The sequence below is a fragment of the Cohnella cellulosilytica genome (assembly GCF_042431195.1).
Classification (GTDB): domain Bacteria; phylum Bacillota; class Bacilli; order Paenibacillales; family Paenibacillaceae; genus Cohnella; species Cohnella cellulosilytica.
Map to the genome: position 1 here is coordinate 275,703 of NZ_JBHMDN010000007.1, position 22,055 is coordinate 297,757.

The window sequence follows — 22,055 nt, forward strand, 5'->3', positions numbered from 1 at the left end:
TCCCCGCGATCTGTCGGCCGCCACAAGCGGCAGCCTATTTGATTCGCCCATCCATGTGAAGTTTTGGTGGGTCCAGAAGGGCTCGAACCTTCGGCCGACCGCTTAAAAGGCGGTTGCTCTGCCAACTGAGCTATGGACCCGTATACGAAAAGTGGATGCCCGGGCAGGAATCGAACCTGCGATCGATGATTCAAAGTCATCTGCCTTGCCGCTTAGCTACCGGACAATAATGGGGAGACCAACCAGACTCGAACTGGTACTTGCGGAGTCACAATCCGCCGCGTTTGCCCTTTCGCCATGGCCTCCAAAATAAAAAGCTATCTGTTCCGCCCCCTCCCCTGCCATCGGCAGAGAATGGAGAATCCGGATTTCAGATAGCTCGACTCACGTATGAGGGTACACCTTACCCGATGGGTAAAGATCATCCTGCCCGCTCTTTAGGCGGGCCGTCCCTCAGTTGTATGAATCGGCTATCCAAGACAATCGTCTCCGGCTTATGATCCTGACGCTGCCATTCCTGTGCATCCCTGTGTAGATTGTTTTTCATCACTTTCACCTCGCTTTCGTTCGACCGCAGTACGGCCGTTATTTTCACTACGATATGTACTTTGCAGGGGACTAAAAAAGACCCCTGTCGCCTGAGATCCTTCCCTACAGCGAATTTAGCCATAGAAAAAGACCGCTTAGCTTCAGCAGTCTTTACAAGAACGCTTATGTAAGATCAATACGAACGGCGTCAGGCTGTGGAAAACAACCGACGAACCGAAACGGATCTGCGTCTGTAAAGAATGCCCGTATGAGATTGGATGTAGAAGTCATGCGAATCGTTTCTCTCTTGCTGTTCGCTCTTAATCGGATAATCGCTGCAAGCTATTTCATTTTTCCAATCGTATCGATTCATCTCATGCATGCTCCTGTACTCCTTTCTCAAGCTGAATGTATTGCTGGTAATCCTAACATCTCACGTTTAACCATGTCAACCATAAATTTCAATTCCAATCACGGAGGAAAAGGTTTTGGAAAGGCTTTGCACGCTGCCCTCACAACTCGTATGAAGGAAGCAGATTGGATTCGAACCAATTTTACGCCACCGAAGTATCCCTTCCAGGCGCCTCTGCGATTGCGTGAATCCGATCACCTTGCGGCCTCGTCTTCACAACCTGATTATCGCCGGTAGAGTAGCCCGCGAACAGGGCGAAAGTATGGCGATAGATAAAAATTTTTCCATTTCCCCCAGCTTACGAGCTTGATACAATTAACAGCATAACGTAACTTGATACAGGCTGGAGGAACGCAAGTGGCTCGGGAAAGCTTCGATAAAGAGATCCAATTCCTTCGTATGCTGGCGCTAGCCGGCGGCGCATACAGCAGGCAGCAGTTCGCCGATCGTCTGGGCATCTCCGTCCATACCTATGACAAAACGCTCAGGTATCTCAAGGACATGCTCGGTACCCTTCAACAGGGACTCCCACAGGAACAAGGAATCGAGCTATCCGAAGGATTCCGTTACAACTATTACGAGTCCGCCGATCCGCTGCTTCTTTTCCTGTTCCGCGCCAAGTCGCTGAAGGAAACGGAAAGCGTCCGGCTTACTTTGCTATTGACCGCGCTTCAGTCTCAAGAACTGACAGCCAAAAACTTGCAGGATATGTGCAGTGAGCAGATGCCGATCGACTTTCCTATCCCTGACGAAAAAACGGTTCGCGGCGATCTGAAATATTTGGAGGAAGTCGGGGTCATCGTCCGTTTGGGTGGGGGACGCCCTTACCGGTACAAAGCTGCCAATGACTTGATTGACCAGCTTTCTAACGACGAGTTGCTGGATCTTTTCGATTATGTCGACGTTATTTCCAACATACAGGTCCCGTCCGTTCAAGGCTACCTGCTCCGGGCCACCTTGAAGAAAGCGCTACTGAAGCGGGGCTTTGATGCGGACGCAGCGGAAACTCATCGCTATGTAATTCAATATAACTTCATTGCTTGCAGCCACTATAAGATACAGGTATAATGAAATTATTAATTTATGTGGGCCTAGTCATGCGACAGATGGACCCTTACGAGCGCACAAGTAAGAGCACAATTCAGCAACGGCTGAGTTGTGCTTTTTTATTGTTTCGCATGCTGTTGCTGGCATGACACTTTGTTAGGGGGCTTATCATGATGGAAAAAACACTACTCACCGTAGACGAAGCAAGAAGTATTCTGAGGGTCGGACGAAACGTGATGTATGATTTGACGAAGAACGGGTTGCCTCATATCAAGGTTGGGAAACAGATTCGTATCCCTCGAGAAGCCTTGTACAATTGGATTAAATCGCAGACAACGTTATCATAGCTGCCTTTGAACTATTTCACTTGTTTGAAGGCTTGAAATAATGTTTTTTGAGACATTGATTATATCTTCGTTTTCTTGAAAGTGACCTTTAAAATTATTCCTAAATACTGATTTGATACAGTTTGATAGAAGTATGTAGTCCAATCTCTTTAAATTCCTAATAATAAATATCGATATTTTCCTGACTTCTCCATCGTACTCATCGTCAGGACAATCCATGGCTAATAATCGCATTGGATCCCATAAATCAATTTGTTGTTTGACTGTCAGTATTATAGGTGCGGGATCAAAATCTAAGGAATTCAGAAACTGTTTTTCCTTTGTTATATTTCTCTTCACTCTATAAAATAAAATATCAACTCTGATCTTCCTTATTAATCTCGCTAGCATTGTATAAGCTCCCAAACAAGACATCGTGATTTCAATCAAATCTTGATCTTCATAATCTATATCCAACTAACACATCCATCGCCCAACTCGGAGGGACCCCCATGCTTCTTAAGAGCTTCCCTCTTTCTATCTCGGCAACAACGACTGGCTTGTCCGTATTATCAATGATATACACTTCATCCGCAATCGACAGTGCTTGACCTAGGCTTTGAAGGGACTGACCGTACCGCCAGCGAATGTCCTTCTCTGAAATCCAGTGGCCTCCTTGCTCGACCCTCGAAGCTACACGGTCAATATGCATCTGCACATCCTGGAGGCCGATATAATAAAGCACGAGCAAATAGCTCCGTTCCTTTGCCATCTGCATGTGCCGAAGAGCAAAGCTGCCGGATAACGTTGTCTCAATAGCGAAATTTTCATTAGCTGAAATTAGGCCACGCACTCTCTTTACTGCTTCACGCCCGGCAGTAAGATCAGTACTTCTTGGATTCTCAGGGCATAGCTCCTTCGCAATCCTATCGGGATCGATAACCGTGCCCACAACATCGCCCATTTGACGACTGAGTGTACTCTTACCCGCTCCATTCGTACCGGCAAACACAGTCATCGTTGGTTGCTTATTACTCATGCAATGCCTGTTCAGTCCGATTTCCTGATTCATCGAACTGAATTTCATACTTCCGGCCTTCAGCCGTCTCTCTGATCCTTTTGGCGTTCCGGATATAGTAAATAGATGCCCCCGCCTGTTTTGCTTCAAGTCTTGCTTGGTCGGCGGCCCTATCGAGAAGCCGTTGTAATTCTTCTCCTTTTGGAAGCATGGACAAGCCCCCTTACGATTATTATTACTTACATTATACGCTGAAATGCGAAATTACGGTTAACCCTTGTATTCTACTGCGCTCAGTTCTTTTCATCTTTGGTTCTACCTAATGCCCTGCTCATCGCGCTAACCGTCTTCTTATGCGTATCGTCGAAGAGGTGTGTATAGATTTTGTTTGTCGTTCCAAGATCGGAGTGTCCCAGAGCTTCGGAAATCGCTTTAAGATCCACACCTTCATCATATAAAATGCTCGCAAACGTGTGTCTCAGATCGTGTAACCGAATCGATGGAAACCCGTTCTTCTTCAAAAACGCTTTAAATTGCTCCGTAATGGTATTCACCCGGTATGGCTTCCCACTGTCTTGAACGTAGACGTAATCCGTGTCCACGTATTCATCGCCTAAAACCCGCTTCATCTCCGTTTGATACTGCTTTGTCTTCAAAAACACTGCCTGCAGCTCGTCTGTCATATAAAGCGTTCGCCTGCTTGTTTCCGTCTTTGGAACTTTGACGACTTCAACCGCCCCAGCGCTCGTACGCACTTTGACGATTCGAATCACTCTGTCATCAAAATCGACCGCACTCCATTCTAAACCTGCAATTTCTTCCCGCCGTACTCCCAAATATCCAGCCAGAAAAATGGGCAATTCCAGTTGAGTATCCTTCGCATTATCCAAGAGCGTATTTAATTGCTCGCGTGTATAGGTCTGGCCTTTAAAACGCTTCTTCTTGGGCAAGGAAACCGCATCCGACACATTCCGGTATACAAATTGCTGCTTCAAACCGTAATCGAGCGCCTTTCGGATGCAAGCATGATGCTTATGAACAGTATTTGGGGATAACCTCTTTTCATCCATCAGGAACTTGTAGTACTGTTGAACGTGAATCGGCTGAAGCTTTTGCAGCTCAAAATGTCCAAGATACGGAACGACGTGCTTATCAATAATATTCCTGTAGCCATACACCGTCGTTTCTTCACAGTTATATTTTACGTAATTGTCCATCCAATGCGACAGGAACTCTCCGATCGTCATCTTAGTCGTCTGGACAACAAGGTTCCGTTGTTGATTATATTCAAATTCGGTTAGCAGCTTTTTAGCTTCCTCTTCGGTTGACGCGGTTACATATTTCCGCAGTCTCTTCCCGTTGCCATCAACGCCATGATCCAACGTCACCCGAAATTTCAAACCTACTTTTGTGATGCTCCCCGCCATCTGCCTCATCCCCCGATTGCCGTTATCGTAGGGGATTCCCCTACCTCACTACGATCGTAACATGGCAGGCAGACTTCGAGAAATAGATCCGACTGTAGCCAAAATGGCTACAAGGATTCACAAAAACCAGCCTTCAAAAAAGCTGTTGGCTACAATTTGGCTACATTTTTGGACATAACAAAGCCCCGTCCTAATACGGACGGGGCTTTCATGGTGGAGGCGAGGGGAGTCGAACCCCTGTCCGAAGACAACGCCACGAATGCTTCTACGGGTGTAGTGACAGATTTGATGTCACCCTGGAGACTCCCTGTCACCGGATTCCCTTCGGGTCAGCCTGATTGTCTTCTTCTGCCAGCCCCAGGCGGAGACTAGACAGCGTATCCCACTAAAGTTGAGCCCTTAGCCCGCCACATGGGCGATGGAGAGTAAGAGCCTGGTGACCGTTATTAGGCGGCCAGAGCCAGAGTTGGTTGTTTAGCTTTGCCGTTTAAATTAGGCTTCCGCGTTAGTGAAGCAGACGCAGCCCTACTACCCGCTACACACGCTCGTCCTGTCCCCGTCGAATCCATAAACGCCCCCGAAATGTGTCACCGAACGCCCAAGCGTCGGGACTACAGAAGGTCACCCGCGACAGGATGATTAAGATGAAGCAGTGTTGCAAAACCTATTATAACACGAACGGCCTGCCATTACCCAAAATGTTGATCCCAGCGCTGGCACAATGTGCTCAAGAAGGCAATGCCCCACCGCCGCTTGAGAATTCGCAACAATAAGCGTTCCATTCTAGACCTTCTGCTTCTCCCGAAGGATTCGCTGAATGTCGCGCTGAGCGTCCCGCTTGGCATCGGACTCGCGCTTGTCGTACAGCTTTTTCCCTTTGCCGAAGCCGATCAGGCATTTGGCATAGCCGTTGCGAACGTAGACTTTAAGCGGAACCAAGGTGTAGCCGTCGCGCTTCGTCAGGCCGAGAAGCTTGTGAATCTGCTCCTTATGGAGCAGCAGCTTGCGGGCCCTCGTCGGATCCGTAGGATTGTGACGGTTGCCCTGCTCGAACGGACTGATATGCATATTATGGAGGAAAATCTCGCCGTTGCGGATCGTCGCGAACGAATCGTTCAGATTCGCGCGGCCGGTGCGCAAGGATTTGATCTCCGTACCCGTCAGCACCATACCGGCTTCATAGGTGTCCTCGATGAAGTAGTCGTGGGAGGCTTTCTTATTCTGCGCCAACGGCTTGTCGTGCTGACTTTTCTTGCCCACTTCTCCTCACCTGCTCTCCCTAGAATTCCAAAACGCCGGAATTTTATTATACCACGCGGCGCACAGCACCTTCAACAACGTAACGTTCATCCTCGCCCCATCTCTGGAAACCCCAATAATAAGAAAGAGGCCATCCCAATGCAACCATCGGAACAGCCTCGTCCGCCACCGCCGTCGAACGAATATAGAAAAAGCGATCATTCCTGCTTCTCCCACGCCTTATCTTTCATATTCGTGTAAATGTAGACCGCCGCCGATACGGAGCATAGCAAGAACATGACCACAGAGAGCGCCGCAGCGTTCTCATAGTTCAAATTGTTAAATTGGGTGAAAAGGGTAATCCCGATCATCTGAGGCGAAGTGGAATCCATCAGATAAGGGGTCGTAAAGGAGCCGACATTGCCCATGAAAATAAAAGTTGCCGCTATCATGACGTCCTTCCTTGTAAGCGGGATAATCATCTTGGTGAAAAGAACCCGGCGCGAAGCCCCCGCATCCCTTGCGGAGTCGATCACGGAATCCGGGATGTTCGATAAGGCCGACAAGATCAGCATAGTCGCGAACGGAATGTTAAACCAAAGATTCATCAGAATGATGCCTTTCTCGTTAAACATCAGGCCCGGCTTGAAATCATAGCCGAACGCGAGCGCGATACGATTGAGCAGTCCCGAATCGCGAATGACCGTGATCATCGCGTTAACAGCCACCAGTCCGGGAATAAATCTCGGAATCAGATAAAGCGCGCCAATCGTTCGGCTGACCGCGGAATTCGAGAATCTCATGAACAAGGCAAGCCCATAGGCTGCAGCCAGGGAAAGAACGACCGTGATCACGACGATATACAACGTGTAGTACAAGTTGTTAAGCGCAATTGAATTCGTAAACAGGTAAATATAGTGGTCGAATCCGTACGCATCCTCGCCTTCTATCCGAAAGCTCCTGACCACTACATTCAAAATCGGGTAAGCGACCACGCCCAGGGTAATCAGAAGAGCGGGTGCTATGAACAAATAGGCCAGTACCCGCTGCTGCAGGTGATTTCTGCTTGCCATTCTCGCCAGGCCTCCCTGTATGATTGAACCTAACCGGCACTCGCTGCCGGTTAGGTTCGCGGCGGCTTCGGTTGACTTACGACCTTACTTCAACGTTCCGATTTGTTCGTCCCACTGCGTATTCAATTCCGAGCCCAGCGAGCCGATGCTGCCGATCCGGAAGCTGTCGATTTTGAGAGACGATATCGTCTTGGTCAGTTCCGGGTCCAGATCGGCGAAGTCGATTACCGGAATCGAAGCCATGCTGTCCAGCGCGATATTTTGCGCCTCCGGGCTTAGCATGTAATCGATGAATGCATACGCGCCTTCGGGATTGCGGCCCGTGGACGGGATAGCGAGCGTTACCGTAGAGCCGGTAAAAGCCGGGTCCAGCTGCGAGACTTTAATCGAATCCGGAATGGCTCCCTGTCTCACCTGAGAAATAACCATGTCCGCCCACGCCGGGATCATATCGACTTCCTTGTTGGCGAGAAGATCAATCGTGCCCTGGTTTTTGTTCGGATACACGACTTTACCGCCGGATTTATACAGATAAGGATGGAGCTCCGTCATCAAGTCGAATCCCGCTTTCCACTGCTCCTTCCACTTGGCATCCACGGAGGTCATCGATTCTGCGGGCATGGAGTTGTATACGGAAGTGAATACGAAGGAACCGCCTGCTCCGCCGGACCCCGGCGTATTATAAGCGAACCTGCCCGGGTGGTCTTTAATCCATTGATAGAGCTCCTCCGTCGTTGTCGGCGGCGCGGCAACCGTGTCCGAGTTATAGGCCAGAACAACCGTTGTGCCGCGATAAGGAACGACCAGATCGTCCCTGAAGGTCGCCGGAAACTTCAAATTTTTGATGTTGGGAATTTTGCTTTTGTCGAGCGGAGCGAAAATATCTTCGCCCCCGTCCGTCACATACTTCAGCACTTCGTCGCCGCCAAGCTCGATCAGATCGAAATCCGTTTTCTTCTCTCCGGCTTTCTTGGCCGCGATAATCCGGTCCGACAAGCTTTGGGCGCCCGTGCCGGAAGTAATAAATTCAAGCTGAACCTGATAACCTCCCGGATTGGACTTGTTGAAGTTTTCGATTTGCTTTTCGAACATCACCTTAACGTTGTCGGAGCCGCCCGCCCACAGCGTTATTTTCTTGCCGTTTCCTCCGCTTGAATTGCCGCATGCCCCCATCGTTGTCGCAGTGAATACCAATACCGCAGCGATCAAACCCATTTTCCTGAAATTCATCGACCTTAGCCTCCTAAGAATTATGAATAAAATGGAATTTTGCCCGTCTATGTCAATAGCTTGACGCTAATTATTGGTCAATACACTTGATACTTGTCGAAGCTAAGAGAGACCGGATCATTTTGGCTGAACGTATCGGAAATATGCCGCGGCTGAAAGATCTTGATCGTCTGCTCGCCTGCTTGCACGACGATTTCCGCATAGTGGCCCAGTACCATGATCGTTCGGATATAACCGCTCCATTTTCCGCCTTCGCCCGCTTTGGACAGCGTGATCGCTTCCGGGCGCACGGCAAGAATTTTACCGTCAGGTTCTTTAATGAAGTTCATGTCTCCAATGAAGGAAGCCACGTATTGGGAAGCCGGCTTGTCGTAGATTTCGGTAGGCGTGCCGATCTGTTCGAATACACCCTTGTTCATGACGACGATCCGATGAGAGATGGCCATCGCCTCTTCCTGGTCGTGGGTCACGAAGACGACGGTAATGTTCAAATCCTCTTGGATTTTCTTGAGCTCCGCCCTCATCTGCGAACGGATTTTGGCGTCCAGCGCGGAGAACGGCTCGTCCAACAGCAGCACGGACGGCTGCAGCAGCAGCGCTCGCGCGATCGCAATCCGCTGTTGTTGCCCGCCCGAGAGCTGCGCGGGATATTTTTTCTCCACGCCGCTCATCTTGACCAATTCCAGCATCTCCTGCGTTCGTCTCTGAATCTCCTTCTTGGGCACTTTGCGAATGTGCAGGCCGAAGGCCAAATTATCGAAGATCGTCATATGCGACCATAAATTATAGCTTTGGAAAACCATCGCCGTAGGCCGCTTCTCCGGCGGCAGCTGCGAGACGGAACGTTCATCGATCAGAATGTCCCCTTGGTCCACCTCCGCAAAACCGCCGATCGCACGCAATATCGTCGTCTTCCCGCAGCCGGAAGGCCCCAGCATCGTCAGAAACTCGCCTTCGTACACGGCCAGATTAACGTCTCTGACGCCGTCGCCGTTTTTAAACTGCTTGCTCATATTTCTGATCTCGAGCTTTACTGTCCGCTGACTCATTGCAGCATCCTCCCCCGGAACTTATTTCATCTTGAAGCCGTTGGCAATCGTGTCTGGAGACAAATAGCGGCGCATGAGGAACAAGACGATCACCGTTGGAATCATTAGAATAATGGAAAATACCGGACCGGCCGTCGTCGCATATTGCATAATAATGCCGTACATCTCGACGGGCATCGTCTTGAACTGCGGAAAGCCGACGAGCAGCGTTCCCTGAGCCTCCTCCAACGATCCGAGAAACGTAAACAGGGAAGCGACGATAATTCCGGGCAGCGCCAGCGGGAACGTCACCTTGATGAAGGTGCGAATCGGACCCGCGCCCGCATCCCTCGCGGACTCCTCTTGCTGCCTGTGAATGCTGCGGAAGGCGTTGGCGGGAATCCAGGTCATGAACATGATCGAATTCAGAACATGGATGATCACGACGCCAAGGAAAGTCCCGATAAGATGCAGCTTGTAGAAGATAATGCCGATTGCAATATAGAGCCCCATCTTGGGAAAAGCATCGCTTAATAGAAACGACAAGAAGAACACTTTACGTCCCGGAAAAGAAAACCGTGCAAGCGCGTATGCGGCGGGTATACAGATGCATATGGAAATAATCGTAGTCACGATCGCGATCGTAAAAGACAAAGCAATAGAGCTGACCAGACTATTCTGGCCCAGAACATAATCCCACCACTTGAAGCCCCATTGCAGAGGGAACAAGGCCGGCGCCTCGTACTTGTTGGCGAACGCCAGCATAAACAGATTGAGCAGCGGCAAATAAAAGAACAACAGGAATGCGGACAGAACGATGAATTCGATAAACTTCTTGCGCCCGACCGCAAAATAGAACCCTTTGGGCGAGAGCCATTTCATGAAGAGACACCCGCTTCCGTAACCCATCCCGTTTCGAATCGCATGTCCGACAAGTCGGGATCACTCCTCTCTTCGCGTCGATTGCCGATCGATCAGCCTGCATTCGTACTCCTTCAGCCGGGGAAGCTCCCCTTCTCTGCGTACGAGACAGTCGAGCATCGTTACCGCGTCCGTCCCCATCCGCTGCGTGTCCACTTGAACGGTCGTTAACGACGGCGAGCAAACCGCGGCATAATCGGTGCCGTCGAAGCCCATTACCGCCACTTGTCCGGGAACGTCCACGGACCGTTCGGCCAGCACACGCATCGCCCCCAGCGCCAGCATGTCGTTGGTCGCGAACACGGCGGTGCAGTCCTGACGCTTGAAAGCTTCCCAATGCTCAGCCATCAAGCGCCGTCCTAGCTCGAAATTGGATTCCGGAGAATGAACGACGGTTAATCCTTCCATGCCGCCCCGCTCCTCGAACCAGGCCAGGAAGCCTTCCAGACGCAGGTTGTGGCTCCGGTGCTCCTGGGGGCCCGCGAGAACCCAGATGCTGCGATGTCCCAGGCCGTGAAGATGGGCCGCCGCCTGCCTTCCGCCGGATTCGTCGTCGCTGACCAGATGGATGACATCCGGATCGTCCGTCGACCCGTTGACCATCAAGTAGGGTACGTCGAATTTCTTCACGTAATCGATCACGTTTTTACGCAGCCGGCTGATCAGAATGAGGCCGTCGACCCGCTTTTCCAGCATGAAATCGGTGGAACGCAGCGACATCTCCTGATCGGTCTGCAGGAATACGGAGTAGCCCAGCGACTCCGCGGCAGGCAGGATGGCGTCGATCAGCTTGCCGTACAGCGGGTGGGACACGATAGGCTGCCGTTCGCGAAACACGATGACGCCGATGCTGTTCGTGCGCTGGGACACCATGGCTCTCGCCACGGCATTTGGCTTGTATTGCATTTGTTCGATGACCGCAAGCACGCGTTCGCGCGTCTCCGAACTGGCGTACCCTTTGCCCGATATGATTCGGGACACGGTCGATCGCGATACGCCGGCGAGCTTGGCAATTCCTTCGATATTAAGACTCATCCTGGCCCTCCAGACTCCAATTCCGCTTCAACCGCGCCAGCACGTCCACATTCCGCGTCGTAATCGAGCGGACGCCCATGCCGGCGAGCATTCTCATCTGCGGCTCTTCATTCACAGTCCATACGTATACATCCAAACCGACGTCTCGCGCCGCCTCCATCAGAGAAGGCCGTACAATCTGATAGGGCAGATTGACTCCGAAGCATCCGGCGGCGAGCGCTTGCTCGCACAGCTTCTTGATCGCATCCGGATAGGGGGTATCGATAAAAGCGTTGACGTCGACATTCAGCAGCTTGCCCAGTCGCGGATTGCATTCCGATACCGCAATCGCCCGCGGAAACTGACAGCCCGACAGGAACACCCGGTCGAGGAGACCCAATCTCTCGATCAAGTCGGACAGAGGTTCGATGACGTCATCGGCCTTAACATCCAAGTTCATCCTTCTGCCGGCGTCCGCGACGGATTTCAGCACCGGTTCGAGCAGCTGCAGCGGCTTGGCCAAGCGCGCATTCAGCTCCGCCAGCGTCATGCCGGAGAGGCTGCCTTCCGTCCCGTCCGCGAACGTTATGCCGTCGTCGTGGCTTAGCACGAGCGTCCCGTCGCGGGTTGCGCGGATATCGTCCTCCACGATGTCCGCGCCGTGCGCGATCCCCGTTTCGGCGGATGCCGCCGAATTGTCGGGCGTCCCCATGCATCCGGTGTGAGCGGTAATGAGCGGAAAATCGTTCATCGAGCACGGCTCCTTAATCGAAATAGATGGCATTCGTAAAAGCGATCATCGTTCGCACGCCCCGGACTTCGCCCCACAGCTCGGCCCGAATCCAGCTCAAACCGCGATCCGGAACCGTGAACGACCAGGCCTCGACGGAGCCGCTCGGCCCCTGCAGCATTTGCTCCGCCACCGTGCCCGCGCTGCCCGTCAAGATCAGCTTGAACTTCGGAGCGGATAGCTCCCACTTCCCCGCTCTTACCGTGGAATCGACCGCGGCGCGTATCCGAAGCTGCCCGCTCCGGGCGGCCGGTATCGCGGCACCGATTCCGTAAACGAGACCGCCGCTCTCCGCTTCCAGCGTCACCAGCGGCCCGAGCGTAACGGCTGCCCGACCCTGCCTGAGCGATCGGACCGCCTCCTCGGCGACGGGAGCCGTCTCGTCCTCCAGGCCGAGATACGTGACGGATATCGGCTCGTCCGTCGCGCTCTGCTCGTGCCAATCCCGTCCGGAAGTCGCCGCGATCCGCACGCCCTCGTTCAGCCGATCCGTCCAGAAAGCAAACGCCCGCCGGTTGTCGACTTTAATCGGGGCGAACATGCCGGACCACACCTCGATATAATCGAGGTCCTGCCAATTTTCAACCTCAAACTCCCAGTGACACCCGGTGCAGATCGGGCTGCCCAGCCGGAACGGATGGGCCATCCCGGCCACCCCGCCATGCCTTCGCACTTCGGCCGCGCCCGCCCCGACGCCGCGAATGTCCGCTTGCCGCCAATCCACGAACTGTCGCAGCCCGACGGTAACCATATGTCCATAAAACGTTGTCCACTCCATCCCGGGAATGACGGTCATTCCCGTCTCCCGTTCCGCCGCTTCCCGCTCGGCGAGACCGGACATCGTATTATGATCGGTAAGCGCAATGCACTCGAACCCCAGTTCGGACGCGCCGCTGGCCAATTCAAGCAAGGACTGCCTGCCGTCGCTGTGAAACGTATGCGTATGAAGCTCGCAGGCGATCCACCTCATCGGAATTCCTCCTCCGCCTCGGCGGCCCACACCTTTAATCGATAGACACACCGTTCCGTAACGATGGAATGGAGACTTAACGTGACGGTCCATGTCCCTTCGGGAATTGTCCCTTTCATTAATCCGGGAGACGCTTCCCGCTCGGAAAGATGCAGCTCCTGACCCGGATCCTGACGATGGCACGCCCCTCTGTATCCGCGGCTGTCGTCTATCGACACCGTGATCAAATTGCGGAGAGGATAATACTGCTCCGCCCGCTCCAGCATCCGCTTCTGCCGTTCCGGCTCGACATAACGTTCGATGCTCCGCTTGATCAGTTCCGCTGCCAGTTCCCTCTCCTCCAGTATTTTGGGCGCGTATTCGAAGCTGACCCGGAGACCGGGGCACGGACGGTCAAGCTTGAAATCGTAACGGAGATGGGAACGGGTATCCGCGGGCGTCACTTCATTTTCAATGTTAAGCAGCATGGGCTAAGCGCCTCCTTCACAAGCCTGTGAGAGCGATCCCACATGCCGGATATTTCGTAAGTGAGAGCGATCCCACAAACTAAATGTACCGCGGGAATATTCGCAAATTATCTTCGCTGTATTAAAGGTTTATTAAAAAAATCCGTTTGGCAATTCAATAAACATATGCGCATGCGCGAATTCATAACCCGTCTTTTGCAGCGCGCTCCTCCGTTTGCCCTGCTCCTACTCCCGCCAAATCCGATAAGCCGCTTTACCTCCGGAACATCCTTTCTACGATTTCCGCAAACAAATATACGTTAAAATAAAACTAAATCTATTACTCTATTGGGAGGCTATGGAATGAACAGATTCAAGAAAAGACTGATCGCCGGACTTACGGCCCTCTTCCTTCTGATCCCGGTCGGGGTGTCCAGCGTGCAGGCGGCGTCTGTGAAGCTGCAGATCGTCCACTTTAACGACGTCCATTCGCGCGTCGAGGAGAGCGACACCAGCATCGGCTATGCCAAAATAGCTGCCTTGATCAAACAGTTAAAAGAAGCCAATCCGAATACGCTCGTTCTTGACGCCGGAGATACGTTCCACGGACAGACGGTCGCCAACCTGGTCAAGGGAGAAAGCATCGTCCAGATTCTCGATATTCTCGGGATCGATGCGATGACGACCGGCAACCACGATTACAACTACGGGTACGAAAGGCTGACCGAGCTCGCGGATCAAGCCAGCTTTCCCGTCCTTGCCGCCAACGTCTATCAAGCGGACGGAACGAGACTGCTCGAGCCCTATACGATTAAAACGGTAGGAGACGTCAAGGTAGCGATCTTCGGCCTGGCTACGCCCGAGACGCTGTTCAAAACCCATCCCAACAACGTCAAAGGCTTAACGTTCGCCGATCCGGTCGAAGAAGGCAAAAAAATGGTTGAGGAGCTCCGTGATAAAGCGGACGTTATCATTGCGCTGACCCACCTCGGTTTGGATGAATCGAGCAAGGAGACGAGCCGCCTGGTTGCCGAGCAGGTTGCCGGGATCGACCTGATCGTGGACGGACACAGCCACACGGTACTGGAGCAGGGCTTGAAGGCGGGGGACACGCTGATCGCGCAAACCGGGGAATACGGCAACAATTTGGGTGTCGTGGAGCTGACGCTCGACGATTCCAAGAAGGTCGTCGACCGTCAAGCACGGCTGATCGCCAGACCGGCTGCCGACGATGTCGAGGCCGATGAAGCCATTACGGAGATTATTAATAAGGTAAAAGAAGACCAACTCCCCGTCTTGTCCGAGGTTGTCGGCTCGACAAAGGTCGATCTTCAAGGGGAAAGAGAATTCGTGCGGACTTCCGAGACGAATCTCGGCAACCTGATTGCCGACGCCATGCTGGCGGAGAGCGGCGCGGACGTCGCGCTTACGAACGGAGGCGGCGTCCGGGCATCGATTCCGGCCGGCGACATCACGGTCGGCCAGGTGATCACCGTCCTTCCGTTCGGCAACTATATTCAGACCAAACGGGTTAAAGGCTCCGATCTGCTCGCGGCGCTGGAGCTCGGCGTAGGTGCGTATCCGGATTCGCTTGGCGGATTTCCCCAAATCGCCGGCATGAAATTCACCTTCGACGAGAGCAAGCCGCAAGGGCAGCGCGTTCAATCCGCAGTCGTGGGCGGCAAGCCGCTGGACGCCAACGCCACCTATCTGCTGGCTACCAACGACTTCATGGCCGCAGGCGGCGACAACTATACGATGTTCAAAGATTATCCGATTGAAAACGACTTTGCTTCGCTGGAAGAAGCGGTCATCAAGCATATCCGTTCGTTGGGACAGCTGAATCCGCAGAAGGAAGGGCGCATCACCGCGGCGAGCCCGTCTCCCGCTCCGCAGCCCCAGCCGGCTCCCGAGAAATCGCCTGAGCCGACGCCGGTGCCGCAGCCTCAACCGCAGCAACCGCAGCCGAAGCCTCAGCCAAGCGATTCGCCGGAAATCTACGTCGTCGCAGCCGGAGACAATCTGACGAAAATCGCCAAGCGCTACGGCACGACCTGGCAGACGCTGCACAAGCTGAACAAGCTCGCCAACCCGAACCTGATCTTCCCGGGCCAGCGCATCGTTCTTCCTTGACGAAAATTGCGGACTGTTTCAAAAGGGGCTATCCCCTAAGCAATCCAAGCTGCTTTAAAAGATAATCGATGAACAAGGTGCAAGGGGTATGTGTCTCCTTCCGCTGCTATACGCTCCTGAAATGGGAATAATTAACCCGAGATAGGGTGATTTCAGGAGCGTATGAGGCAGTCTACAGGAGACACATCCCCCTTCTTTGTCTATCGATCATCTTAAGCAGCTCTGCTTAGGGGATAGCCCCTTTTCCGTTTCCGGCCTTATTTTCCTTGCGATTCCACGATACACTTATCCACCAGGGCCATCCGAATGTACAAGCCGTTGACGGCTTGGCGGAAGTACGCGGCGCGAGGATCGTCGTCGACTTCCTCGGTAATCTCTCCGGCGCGCGGCAGCGGATGCAGCACGATCGCCTGCTTGCTCATCCGCGACATCAGCTCGGCGTCGACGATAAACTGGCCGGAAGCCTTCTCGTACTCCTCGACCGACGGGAACCGCTCCTTCTGGATCCGCGTCTGATAGAGGACGTCGATCGATCCGGCAACCGAGTTCAAGTCGTTCGTCTCGGCGTAGCGAATGCCCTTCTCGTCCATATACCTCTTCACATTGTCCGGAATCCGCACATTGTCCGGCGAGATATAATACACCATGACATCCTGATAATTCGCCAACATGTAGCTGAGCGAGTGTACCGTTCGTCCATAGGCGAGGTCTCCGACCATCGCGATCTTAAGGCCATCGATTTTGCCGAATTCCTTGCGAATCGTGTAGGCGTCGAGCAGCGCTTGCGTCGGATGCTCTCCCGCGCCGTCTCCGGCGTTGATGACCGGAATCGAAGCGACCTTCGCCGCCCGCTTGGCCGCGCCGATCTCCGTATGCCGCATGACGATGACGTCGCTGTAGCCGCTGACGATGCGAATCGTATCCTCCAGCGTCTCGCCCTTGATCGCGGACGAGAATTGAGCCGCGTTCTCCGTCCCGATGACGCCTCCGCCGAGCCGATGCATCGCCGCTTCGAACGACAACCGCGTTCTTGTGCTGGCTTCGAAGAACAGCGTCGTCATAATCCGTCCCTCGTGACGCCGATCCCCGCCGCGGGCGACGACCTTCTCCATGTCCAGCGCCGAATCGAACAACCGCTCAAGCTCGTTTCTTTCGAATTGCTTCGCTCCAAGCACATGATACAACTGTTTCATCTATCGTTTTCCTCCCCGAACCTGTCCATGCACACCAAATATTATCCTATAAGATACGGAGCCGATTGTAAATCGGGAATCTGCCCCGTTCTTCCTCTTTCACGCAACGTACAAATTTATAGTGTTCGGGACGCCCGGCACGGTGCGCTTTCGGGTTCAGGTCCCGGTAAGGGGGACGGCATGGGTATCGGTATAGAGTATGACACGGGTCATAGCCATGCCCCTGCCTGCGGCTGCATCTCCTATCTCGCCAGCCATTCCCGCAGAGAAGGCAGAAGCGCTCTCGCGTCCTCGTACCCCCGATCGTACAGAATCTGCAGCTTGGCCGGATTCCGCTCCATCCGCCCGACCTCCAGAGGAAGACTCGGCCGAATGACGAACGCCGCGCCCTCGCTCGCCCGCTTCTGCGCATAAGCGACGGCCTCGTTGTAAACCTCGTGCCGGCGCAGCATCGTCGCCACGAATTCGGGATATTTGCCGTAAGCGGCCCGGAGTAGCCAGGAGAAGCGGTTCGGGGACTTGCGATATCCTTCGTTTCTCGTCAGTACGAGAAGATTGCGCGCACAGCCGTCCCGCTCCGCCTGGCGCAGCGGAATCGGGTCGGCGATTCCTCCGTCGAGCATCGGCACGCCGCCGTAATCGACGACGGGAGCGATGAACGGCAGCGAGCTGGAAGCTCGCAGCGCCCTCAGCACATCGAAGCCGGGGGCGCTTTTATAGTGATAGACGGCCTCTCCCGTCCGGCAGTCCGTCGTGGCCACGACAAGCTCTTCCTCGCTCGCCGCGAACGCGTCAAAGTCGAACGGAACCAGCGTATTGGGAATCTCGTCGAAAATAAAATCCATGCCGAACAACTGCCTGTCCCTAATCCAGTTTCTAACGGACAAGTACCGCGGATCGGACACCCAGTCGATGTTCACGACTTTGTTGCGTCCCCGCTGCCTGGACAAATAGCTTATTGCCAAGCAAGCCCCCGCCGATACGCCGATCGTATAGGGAAAGTATAGATCGCGCTCCGCGAAAAATTCCAGCACTCCCGCGGTATACGCCGTACGCATGCCGCCGCCCTCCAGCACCAGTCCGATCTTCTCCATATGACGGCCCTCCCCGTTTTTCCCGTATTCTACCAGACTAGCACCGAACCTGCAGGCATGCAAATGCGCGGCGATCCGGCGCTTCCCCGGAGTGGAACCCTCCTGCCCAATCCGCTACAATGAAAACAGAAAGGCGGTCGATGGCAGATGACGGAGAGAATTCGGCAGCTTCAAGCCTACATGGATCGGCAGAGCCTGGACGCCATGCTGATCACTTCCCCGAAACACGTCTATTATTTGACGGGCTTCGCCACCGAGCCTCACGAGAGACTCCTGGCGCTTATTCTGCCCAGAGGAGAGCAGGCCCGCCTGCTCGTGCCGGCGCTCGATTACGAGGCCGCCCAGACGGCCGGCTCCGTCGCCAATATTCATACGCACCAGGATACGGACAACGCGTACGAGATCCTCGGGCGACTGCTTCCAGACCGATTAACGACACTGGGCGTGGAAAAGGATAACCTCAACGTCAATCGGTACGAAGCGATCCAGGCCGCGGCGGAAGCGGAGCGATACGTCGACGTCGGCTTGGCGCTGCGAGAGATGAGAGCCGTAAAGACGCCGGAGGAGATCGGGCGCATGAAACGCGCCGTCCGCCTGGTCGAGGAAGCGCTGCGGGCCGGCGTCGCGCTCGTCAAGCCCGGCGTAACGGAGCTCGAGCTGGTTGCGGAATTGGAGTATCGGATGAAAAAGCTTGGGGCGCAAGGCCCGTCCTTCGACACGATGGTGCTGACGGGACCGAAGACGGCGCTGCCGCACGGCACTCCCGACAGACGCGCGGTTTCCGCAGGCGAGCTGATCCTGTTCGACCTTGGCGTCTATGCGGAAGGGTACGCATCGGATATCACCCGCACGTTTGCGGTCGGCGAAGTATCGAAAGAGCTGGCGCGTATTTACGACGCGGTCCTGCAAAGCAATCTGCGGGCGATCGAGGCGATCCGCCCCGGCGTCCCGTTCGGGAGCCTCGACCGCATCGCCCGGGAATCGATCGCCGCGGCCGGATACGGCCCTTACTTTAACCATCGCCTCGGGCACGGCCTCGGCATGGACGTTCACGAATACCCTTCGGTTCACGGGAACAACGAGGATGCTGCCGTCGAAGGCATGACGTTCACCGTCGAACCGGGCATCTACGTCCCCGGCCTTGGAGGCGTGCGCATCGAGGACGACGTGCTCGTCACCGCCGGCGGCGTCGAAGTGCTGACAACCTTCCCCAAGACGCTCACGACGATCGGGGCCTGACAGAAAGCAGAAAAACCTTCCGGCAGGGCCCCCTAGCACCCTTTCCGGAAGGTTCTTTGTTATTCCTTCTTTTTCTTGCGCTTTCGCGGCTTCTCGTCCCCGGCAGCCTGCGGCGTGACCGAGGCGTCCGGTTTGACGAGCGGCTTGGACGGCCTGGAAGGTTTGGACGGCTTGCCCGTGCCTCGAGCGCCGCCGTCTCCGCGGCCTTTGCGCTTGCCGTAGGACTTGCCGCCGTCGGCCTCGTCGTCGATCGTCTTGTAGTTGCCCGAACGGGGCAGCCCCCACATATCGACTCCGGGCCCGCGCCGCTTCCCGCCGGAGGCTTTGCCTGCGGCGCTCTCCCGAACGACGCCATCCTCCGCAGTCACCCGAGCGACGGGCGCCGCAGCCGCAGACGGAACGCTAACGGCCTCCGCCTCGGCCCGCGGCTTCTTCTTGCGCTTCCCGCTGCCGGCGACAACGCTGCTGTAGAAGCCGCCGTCCAGCTCGGCCGGCACCGAAGTGCCGCGGCCCGCGCCGCCTTTACGCTCCTCGCTCCCGGCACCCGGACCTCCTCTGCGATCTTCGCGCCCCGCCTCCTTGCCTCCGCGGCTGCCGCCCTTGCCGCGGCCGCTCCGCTCGCCGGAACCCGAACCGCCGCCTCCGCCGACGCCGACCCAACGTCCCGCCGCGTTCAGCTTCTTGCGCTTGCGGGCGGCGTTGCGCCCGGCTCCCGGTCCGCCGCGCGCGTCGACGAAGCTGACGCGCTCCGCGCTGCGCGGCCGCATGTTAAGCGGCTCGAAATCGATCGTATGATCGCCCATGTTCACCCGCGCCACGCGAATCTCCACCTCGTCGCCGATCCGGTAGATTTTCGACGACCGCTCGCCGATGAGCGCCATATGCAGCTCGTGGAAATGATAATAGTCGTCCGTCATATCGCTGAGACGAATAAGTCCTTCGACCGTGTTTTCCAATTCGACAAACATGCCGAAGCTTGTCACGCCGCTGATAATCCCGGTGAATTCCTCTCCGATCTTGTCGAGCATATACTCGGCCTTCTTGAGCTTCTCCGTGTCCCGCTCCGCGTCGACCGCCACGCGCTCCCGCTCGGACGATTGCGAAGCGATGTCCGCCATCCGGGCGTTGAGCGCTTCGAACCGCGATTCCGGCAGGGCCCCCTCGTTCTCCAGCACCTCGCGCATGACGCGATGGACGATCAGGTCGGGGTACCGGCGAATCGGCGACGTGAAGTGCGTGTAGTAATCCGCGGCCAGTCCGAAGTGGCCCAAGCTCTCCGCCTCGTACTTCGCCTGCTTCATCGACCTCAGCAGCATCGTGCTGAGCACCGTCTCTTCCTTCGTGCCGCGAATTTCCTCCAGCAGCGTCTGCAGCGCCCGGGGATGAACCGTATTGCCCTTGCCCCGAACCGCGTAGCCGAAGTTGCTCGCGAACTGCATGAACGTCAGCAGCTTCTCGTTGGTCGGCTCCTCGTGAATCCGATACACGAACGGCACCTTCAACCAGTGAAAATGCTCCGCCACCGTCTCGTTGGCCGCCAGCATGAACTCCTCGATAATCTGCTCGGCGATCGAACGCTCGCGCTTGATGATATCGACCGGCTTGCCCTGCTCGTCCACGATCACCTTCGATTCCTGAAAATCAAAATCGATCGCGCCCCGACGCATCCGCATCGACCGCAGCCCGAGCGCCATTTCCTTCATCAGCTTAAACGTATCAACCAGCCCGGCATAGCGCTCGGCCACTTCCGGATCCTCTTCGTTCACAATTTTGCGCACGTTCGTATACGTCATTCTCTCGGTCGTGCGAATCACGCTCGTGAACAGGTCGTAGCGCACCCGCTTCATCGTGTCCGGCTCGAACTCCATCTCGCACGACATCGTCAGCCGGTCCACCTGCGGATTAAGCGAGCAGATGCCGTTCGACAGCCGGTGCGGCAGCATCGGAATAACGCGGTCGACCAGATAGACGCTGCAGCCCCGATTGTAGGCTTCCTCGTCCAGCTTCGACTTCTCGCGCACGTAATAGCTGACGTCGGCAATATGCACGCCCAGCAGCAGATTGCCGCTCGGCAGCCGCTCCACGTTCACCGCGTCGTCCAGATCCTTCGCGTCCTCGCCGTCGATCGTCACGATGACCTTGTTCCGCAGATCGCGACGGCCCTGCTGCGCGATCTCCTCTTCCGTGATCGTGTCCGGAGCGGCTTCCGCCTCGGCCAGCACATCGTCCGGGAAGCTTTCCGGCAGCCCGTGCTTGCGAATAATGCTCAGAATATCGACGCCCGGGTCGTCCTTATGACCGAGAATCTCGATAATTTCACCCTCGGCCGCCGTACGCCCTTCCGGATAGGTTATGATGTTCGCGACAACTTTCTGCCCCGTCACCGCCCCCTTGAAATTTTCCGCCCGGATGAAAATATCCTTCGTAATCCGCTTGTCGTCCGGCTCCACGAAGCCGAAGCTGTCGTGATTGTGGAACTGGCCGACGACCTGCGTCACCGCCCGCTTGACGATGCGGACGATCTCGCCCTCCAGCTTGCCGTTCTCGTTTTTCGCGGACACCCGCGCCAGCACGATATCCCCGTTCATCGTACCCTTCATGTCGTTGGCATGTATGTACAGGTCGGGATGCTCCTTATCCTCCGGGATCAGAAAAGCAAAGCCCTTGGAATGCGTCTGGATTCGTCCCCGCAGCAAATTCATCCGTTCCGGCACGCCGTAACGGTTCGAGCGCGTCTGCAGCACTTTGCCCTCTTGCTCCAGCCCGGTCAGCAGGCGCAGGAATTCTTTGAATTCCGCCGCGTCCTCGATGCCGAAATGCTTCTCCAACTCTTTATACGTCAATGGTTTATAAGCGGTCTCCCGCATAAAATCGAGCAGCTCCTGCTCCGTGCACAGCGGCATCCGTATCACCTCGTCCAATTATAG

The 22,055-nt window shown here is 55.1% G+C and carries 19 protein-coding genes, 3 tRNA genes, 1 other RNA gene and 1 pseudogene; 4 read left to right on the forward strand and 20 right to left on the reverse strand.

Translation table 11 applies throughout. The annotated features are described in order from the left end of the window. Positions 1-64: 64 nt before the first annotated feature. The 3 genes from ACFFT4_RS04285 to ACFFT4_RS04295 all read right to left on the reverse strand — a co-directional run bounded on the left by ACFFT4_RS04285 (position 65) and on the right by ACFFT4_RS04295 (position 305). Positions 65-140: transfer RNA gene (locus ACFFT4_RS04285), tRNA-Lys, on the reverse strand. A gap of 12 nt (positions 141-152) precedes the next feature. Further along, positions 153-226, reverse strand: a tRNA-Gln gene (locus ACFFT4_RS04290). A 4-nt stretch (positions 227-230) separates the two neighbouring features. Further along, positions 231-305 (reverse strand) — tRNA-His (locus ACFFT4_RS04295). Between the two features lie 992 nt (positions 306-1,297). On the opposite strand from ACFFT4_RS04295, the pseudogene ACFFT4_RS04300 reads away from it, so the two are divergent. Further along, positions 1,298-1,969, forward strand: a pseudogene (locus ACFFT4_RS04300) (WYL domain-containing protein); the annotation flags it as partial. A gap of 191 nt (positions 1,970-2,160) precedes the next feature. After that, a complete protein-coding gene (locus ACFFT4_RS04305) occupies positions 2,161-2,334 on the forward strand; it encodes a helix-turn-helix domain-containing protein (protein WP_378045536.1) in 174 nt (57 codons plus the stop codon). Here ACFFT4_RS04305 and ACFFT4_RS04310 read toward each other — a convergent pair. The 14 genes from ACFFT4_RS04310 to ACFFT4_RS04375 form a co-directional block, all read right to left on the reverse strand. Continuing rightward, positions 2,329-2,724 (reverse strand): hypothetical protein, encoded by a 396-nt coding sequence (locus tag ACFFT4_RS04310; protein ID WP_378045349.1) that lies wholly within the window; start codon positions 2,722-2,724, stop codon positions 2,329-2,331. The genes ACFFT4_RS04305 and ACFFT4_RS04310 overlap by 6 nt on opposite strands. A gap of 49 nt (positions 2,725-2,773) precedes the next feature. After that, positions 2,774-3,400, reverse strand: a complete 627-nt coding sequence (locus ACFFT4_RS04315; RefSeq protein WP_378045351.1) for an ATPase — start codon at positions 3,398-3,400, stop codon at positions 2,774-2,776. Continuing rightward, positions 3,345-3,542, reverse strand: coding sequence for a hypothetical protein (locus ACFFT4_RS04320; RefSeq protein WP_378045352.1), 198 nt, complete (start codon positions 3,540-3,542; stop codon positions 3,345-3,347). The genes ACFFT4_RS04315 and ACFFT4_RS04320 overlap by 56 nt, the downstream gene beginning before the upstream one ends. A gap of 82 nt (positions 3,543-3,624) precedes the next feature. Continuing rightward, a complete protein-coding gene (locus ACFFT4_RS04325) occupies positions 3,625-4,758 on the reverse strand; it encodes a site-specific integrase (protein WP_378045354.1) in 1,134 nt (377 codons plus the stop codon). A 211-nt stretch (positions 4,759-4,969) separates the two neighbouring features. Further along, positions 4,970-5,337: a transfer-messenger RNA gene (ssrA, locus tag ACFFT4_RS04330) on the reverse strand. Positions 5,338-5,541: 204 nt separating this feature from the next. Then, on the reverse strand, positions 5,542-6,018 hold the full coding sequence (gene smpB, locus ACFFT4_RS04335) for an SsrA-binding protein SmpB (RefSeq protein ID WP_378045355.1): 477 nt from the start codon (positions 6,016-6,018) through the stop codon (positions 5,542-5,544). Between the two features lie 197 nt (positions 6,019-6,215). After that, positions 6,216-7,070: an ABC transporter permease gene (locus ACFFT4_RS04340; RefSeq protein WP_378045356.1), complete on the reverse strand. Its 855-nt coding sequence runs from the start codon at positions 7,068-7,070 to the stop codon at positions 6,216-6,218. Between the two features lie 84 nt (positions 7,071-7,154). Then, a complete protein-coding gene (locus ACFFT4_RS04345) occupies positions 7,155-8,300 on the reverse strand; it encodes an extracellular solute-binding protein (protein ID WP_378045358.1) in 1,146 nt (381 codons plus the stop codon). Positions 8,301-8,377: 77 nt separating this feature from the next. Then, complete coding sequence (locus tag ACFFT4_RS04350) at positions 8,378-9,349, reverse strand: ABC transporter ATP-binding protein (protein WP_378045360.1); 972 nt, start codon at positions 9,347-9,349, stop codon at positions 8,378-8,380. 21 nt (positions 9,350-9,370) lie between these two features. After that, positions 9,371-10,210, reverse strand: coding sequence for an ABC transporter permease (locus ACFFT4_RS04355; protein WP_378045362.1), 840 nt, complete (start codon positions 10,208-10,210; stop codon positions 9,371-9,373). A gap of 60 nt (positions 10,211-10,270) precedes the next feature. Continuing rightward, complete coding sequence (locus tag ACFFT4_RS04360) at positions 10,271-11,284, reverse strand: LacI family DNA-binding transcriptional regulator (RefSeq protein ID WP_378045363.1); 1,014 nt, start codon at positions 11,282-11,284, stop codon at positions 10,271-10,273. Further along, positions 11,274-12,014 (reverse strand): glycerophosphodiester phosphodiesterase, encoded by a 741-nt coding sequence (locus ACFFT4_RS04365; protein ID WP_378045365.1) that lies wholly within the window; start codon positions 12,012-12,014, stop codon positions 11,274-11,276. The genes ACFFT4_RS04360 and ACFFT4_RS04365 overlap by 11 nt, the downstream gene beginning before the upstream one ends. 13 nt (positions 12,015-12,027) lie before the next feature. Beyond that, entirely contained in the window at positions 12,028-13,023 is a 996-nt protein-coding gene (locus ACFFT4_RS04370) for a CehA/McbA family metallohydrolase (protein WP_378045366.1), read from the reverse strand. Continuing rightward, positions 13,020-13,490: a hypothetical protein gene (locus ACFFT4_RS04375; RefSeq protein ID WP_378045368.1), complete on the reverse strand. Its 471-nt coding sequence runs from the start codon at positions 13,488-13,490 to the stop codon at positions 13,020-13,022. Before ACFFT4_RS04375 ends, ACFFT4_RS04370 begins: the two co-directional genes overlap by 4 nt. Before the next feature lie 342 nt (positions 13,491-13,832). Between ACFFT4_RS04375 and ACFFT4_RS04380 the strand changes: the two genes are divergently transcribed. Beyond that, positions 13,833-15,602 (forward strand): 5'-nucleotidase C-terminal domain-containing protein, encoded by a 1,770-nt coding sequence (locus ACFFT4_RS04380; RefSeq protein ID WP_378045370.1) that lies wholly within the window; start codon positions 13,833-13,835, stop codon positions 15,600-15,602. A gap of 257 nt (positions 15,603-15,859) precedes the next feature. Here the strand turns inward: ACFFT4_RS04380 and pyrB are convergent, their stop codons facing one another. Together pyrB and ACFFT4_RS04390 are read right to left on the reverse strand one after the other, a co-directional pair. Continuing rightward, positions 15,860-16,795: an aspartate carbamoyltransferase gene (gene pyrB / locus ACFFT4_RS04385; protein ID WP_378045371.1), complete on the reverse strand. Its 936-nt coding sequence runs from the start codon at positions 16,793-16,795 to the stop codon at positions 15,860-15,862. Between the two features lie 242 nt (positions 16,796-17,037). Beyond that, complete coding sequence (locus tag ACFFT4_RS04390) at positions 17,038-17,889, reverse strand: patatin-like phospholipase family protein (protein ID WP_378045373.1); 852 nt, start codon at positions 17,887-17,889, stop codon at positions 17,038-17,040. A gap of 147 nt (positions 17,890-18,036) precedes the next feature. Between ACFFT4_RS04390 and ACFFT4_RS04395 the strand changes: the two genes are divergently transcribed. After that, positions 18,037-19,128 carry a M24 family metallopeptidase gene (locus ACFFT4_RS04395; RefSeq protein WP_378045375.1) on the forward strand — a complete coding sequence of 364 codons (1,092 nt, stop codon included), beginning with the start codon at positions 18,037-18,039 and terminating at the stop codon, positions 19,126-19,128. A 59-nt stretch (positions 19,129-19,187) separates the two neighbouring features. Here the strand turns inward: ACFFT4_RS04395 and rnr are convergent, their stop codons facing one another. Beyond that, positions 19,188-22,025, reverse strand: a complete 2,838-nt coding sequence (gene rnr, locus ACFFT4_RS04400; protein WP_378045538.1) for a ribonuclease R — start codon at positions 22,023-22,025, stop codon at positions 19,188-19,190. Positions 22,026-22,055: the final 30 nt, after the last annotated feature.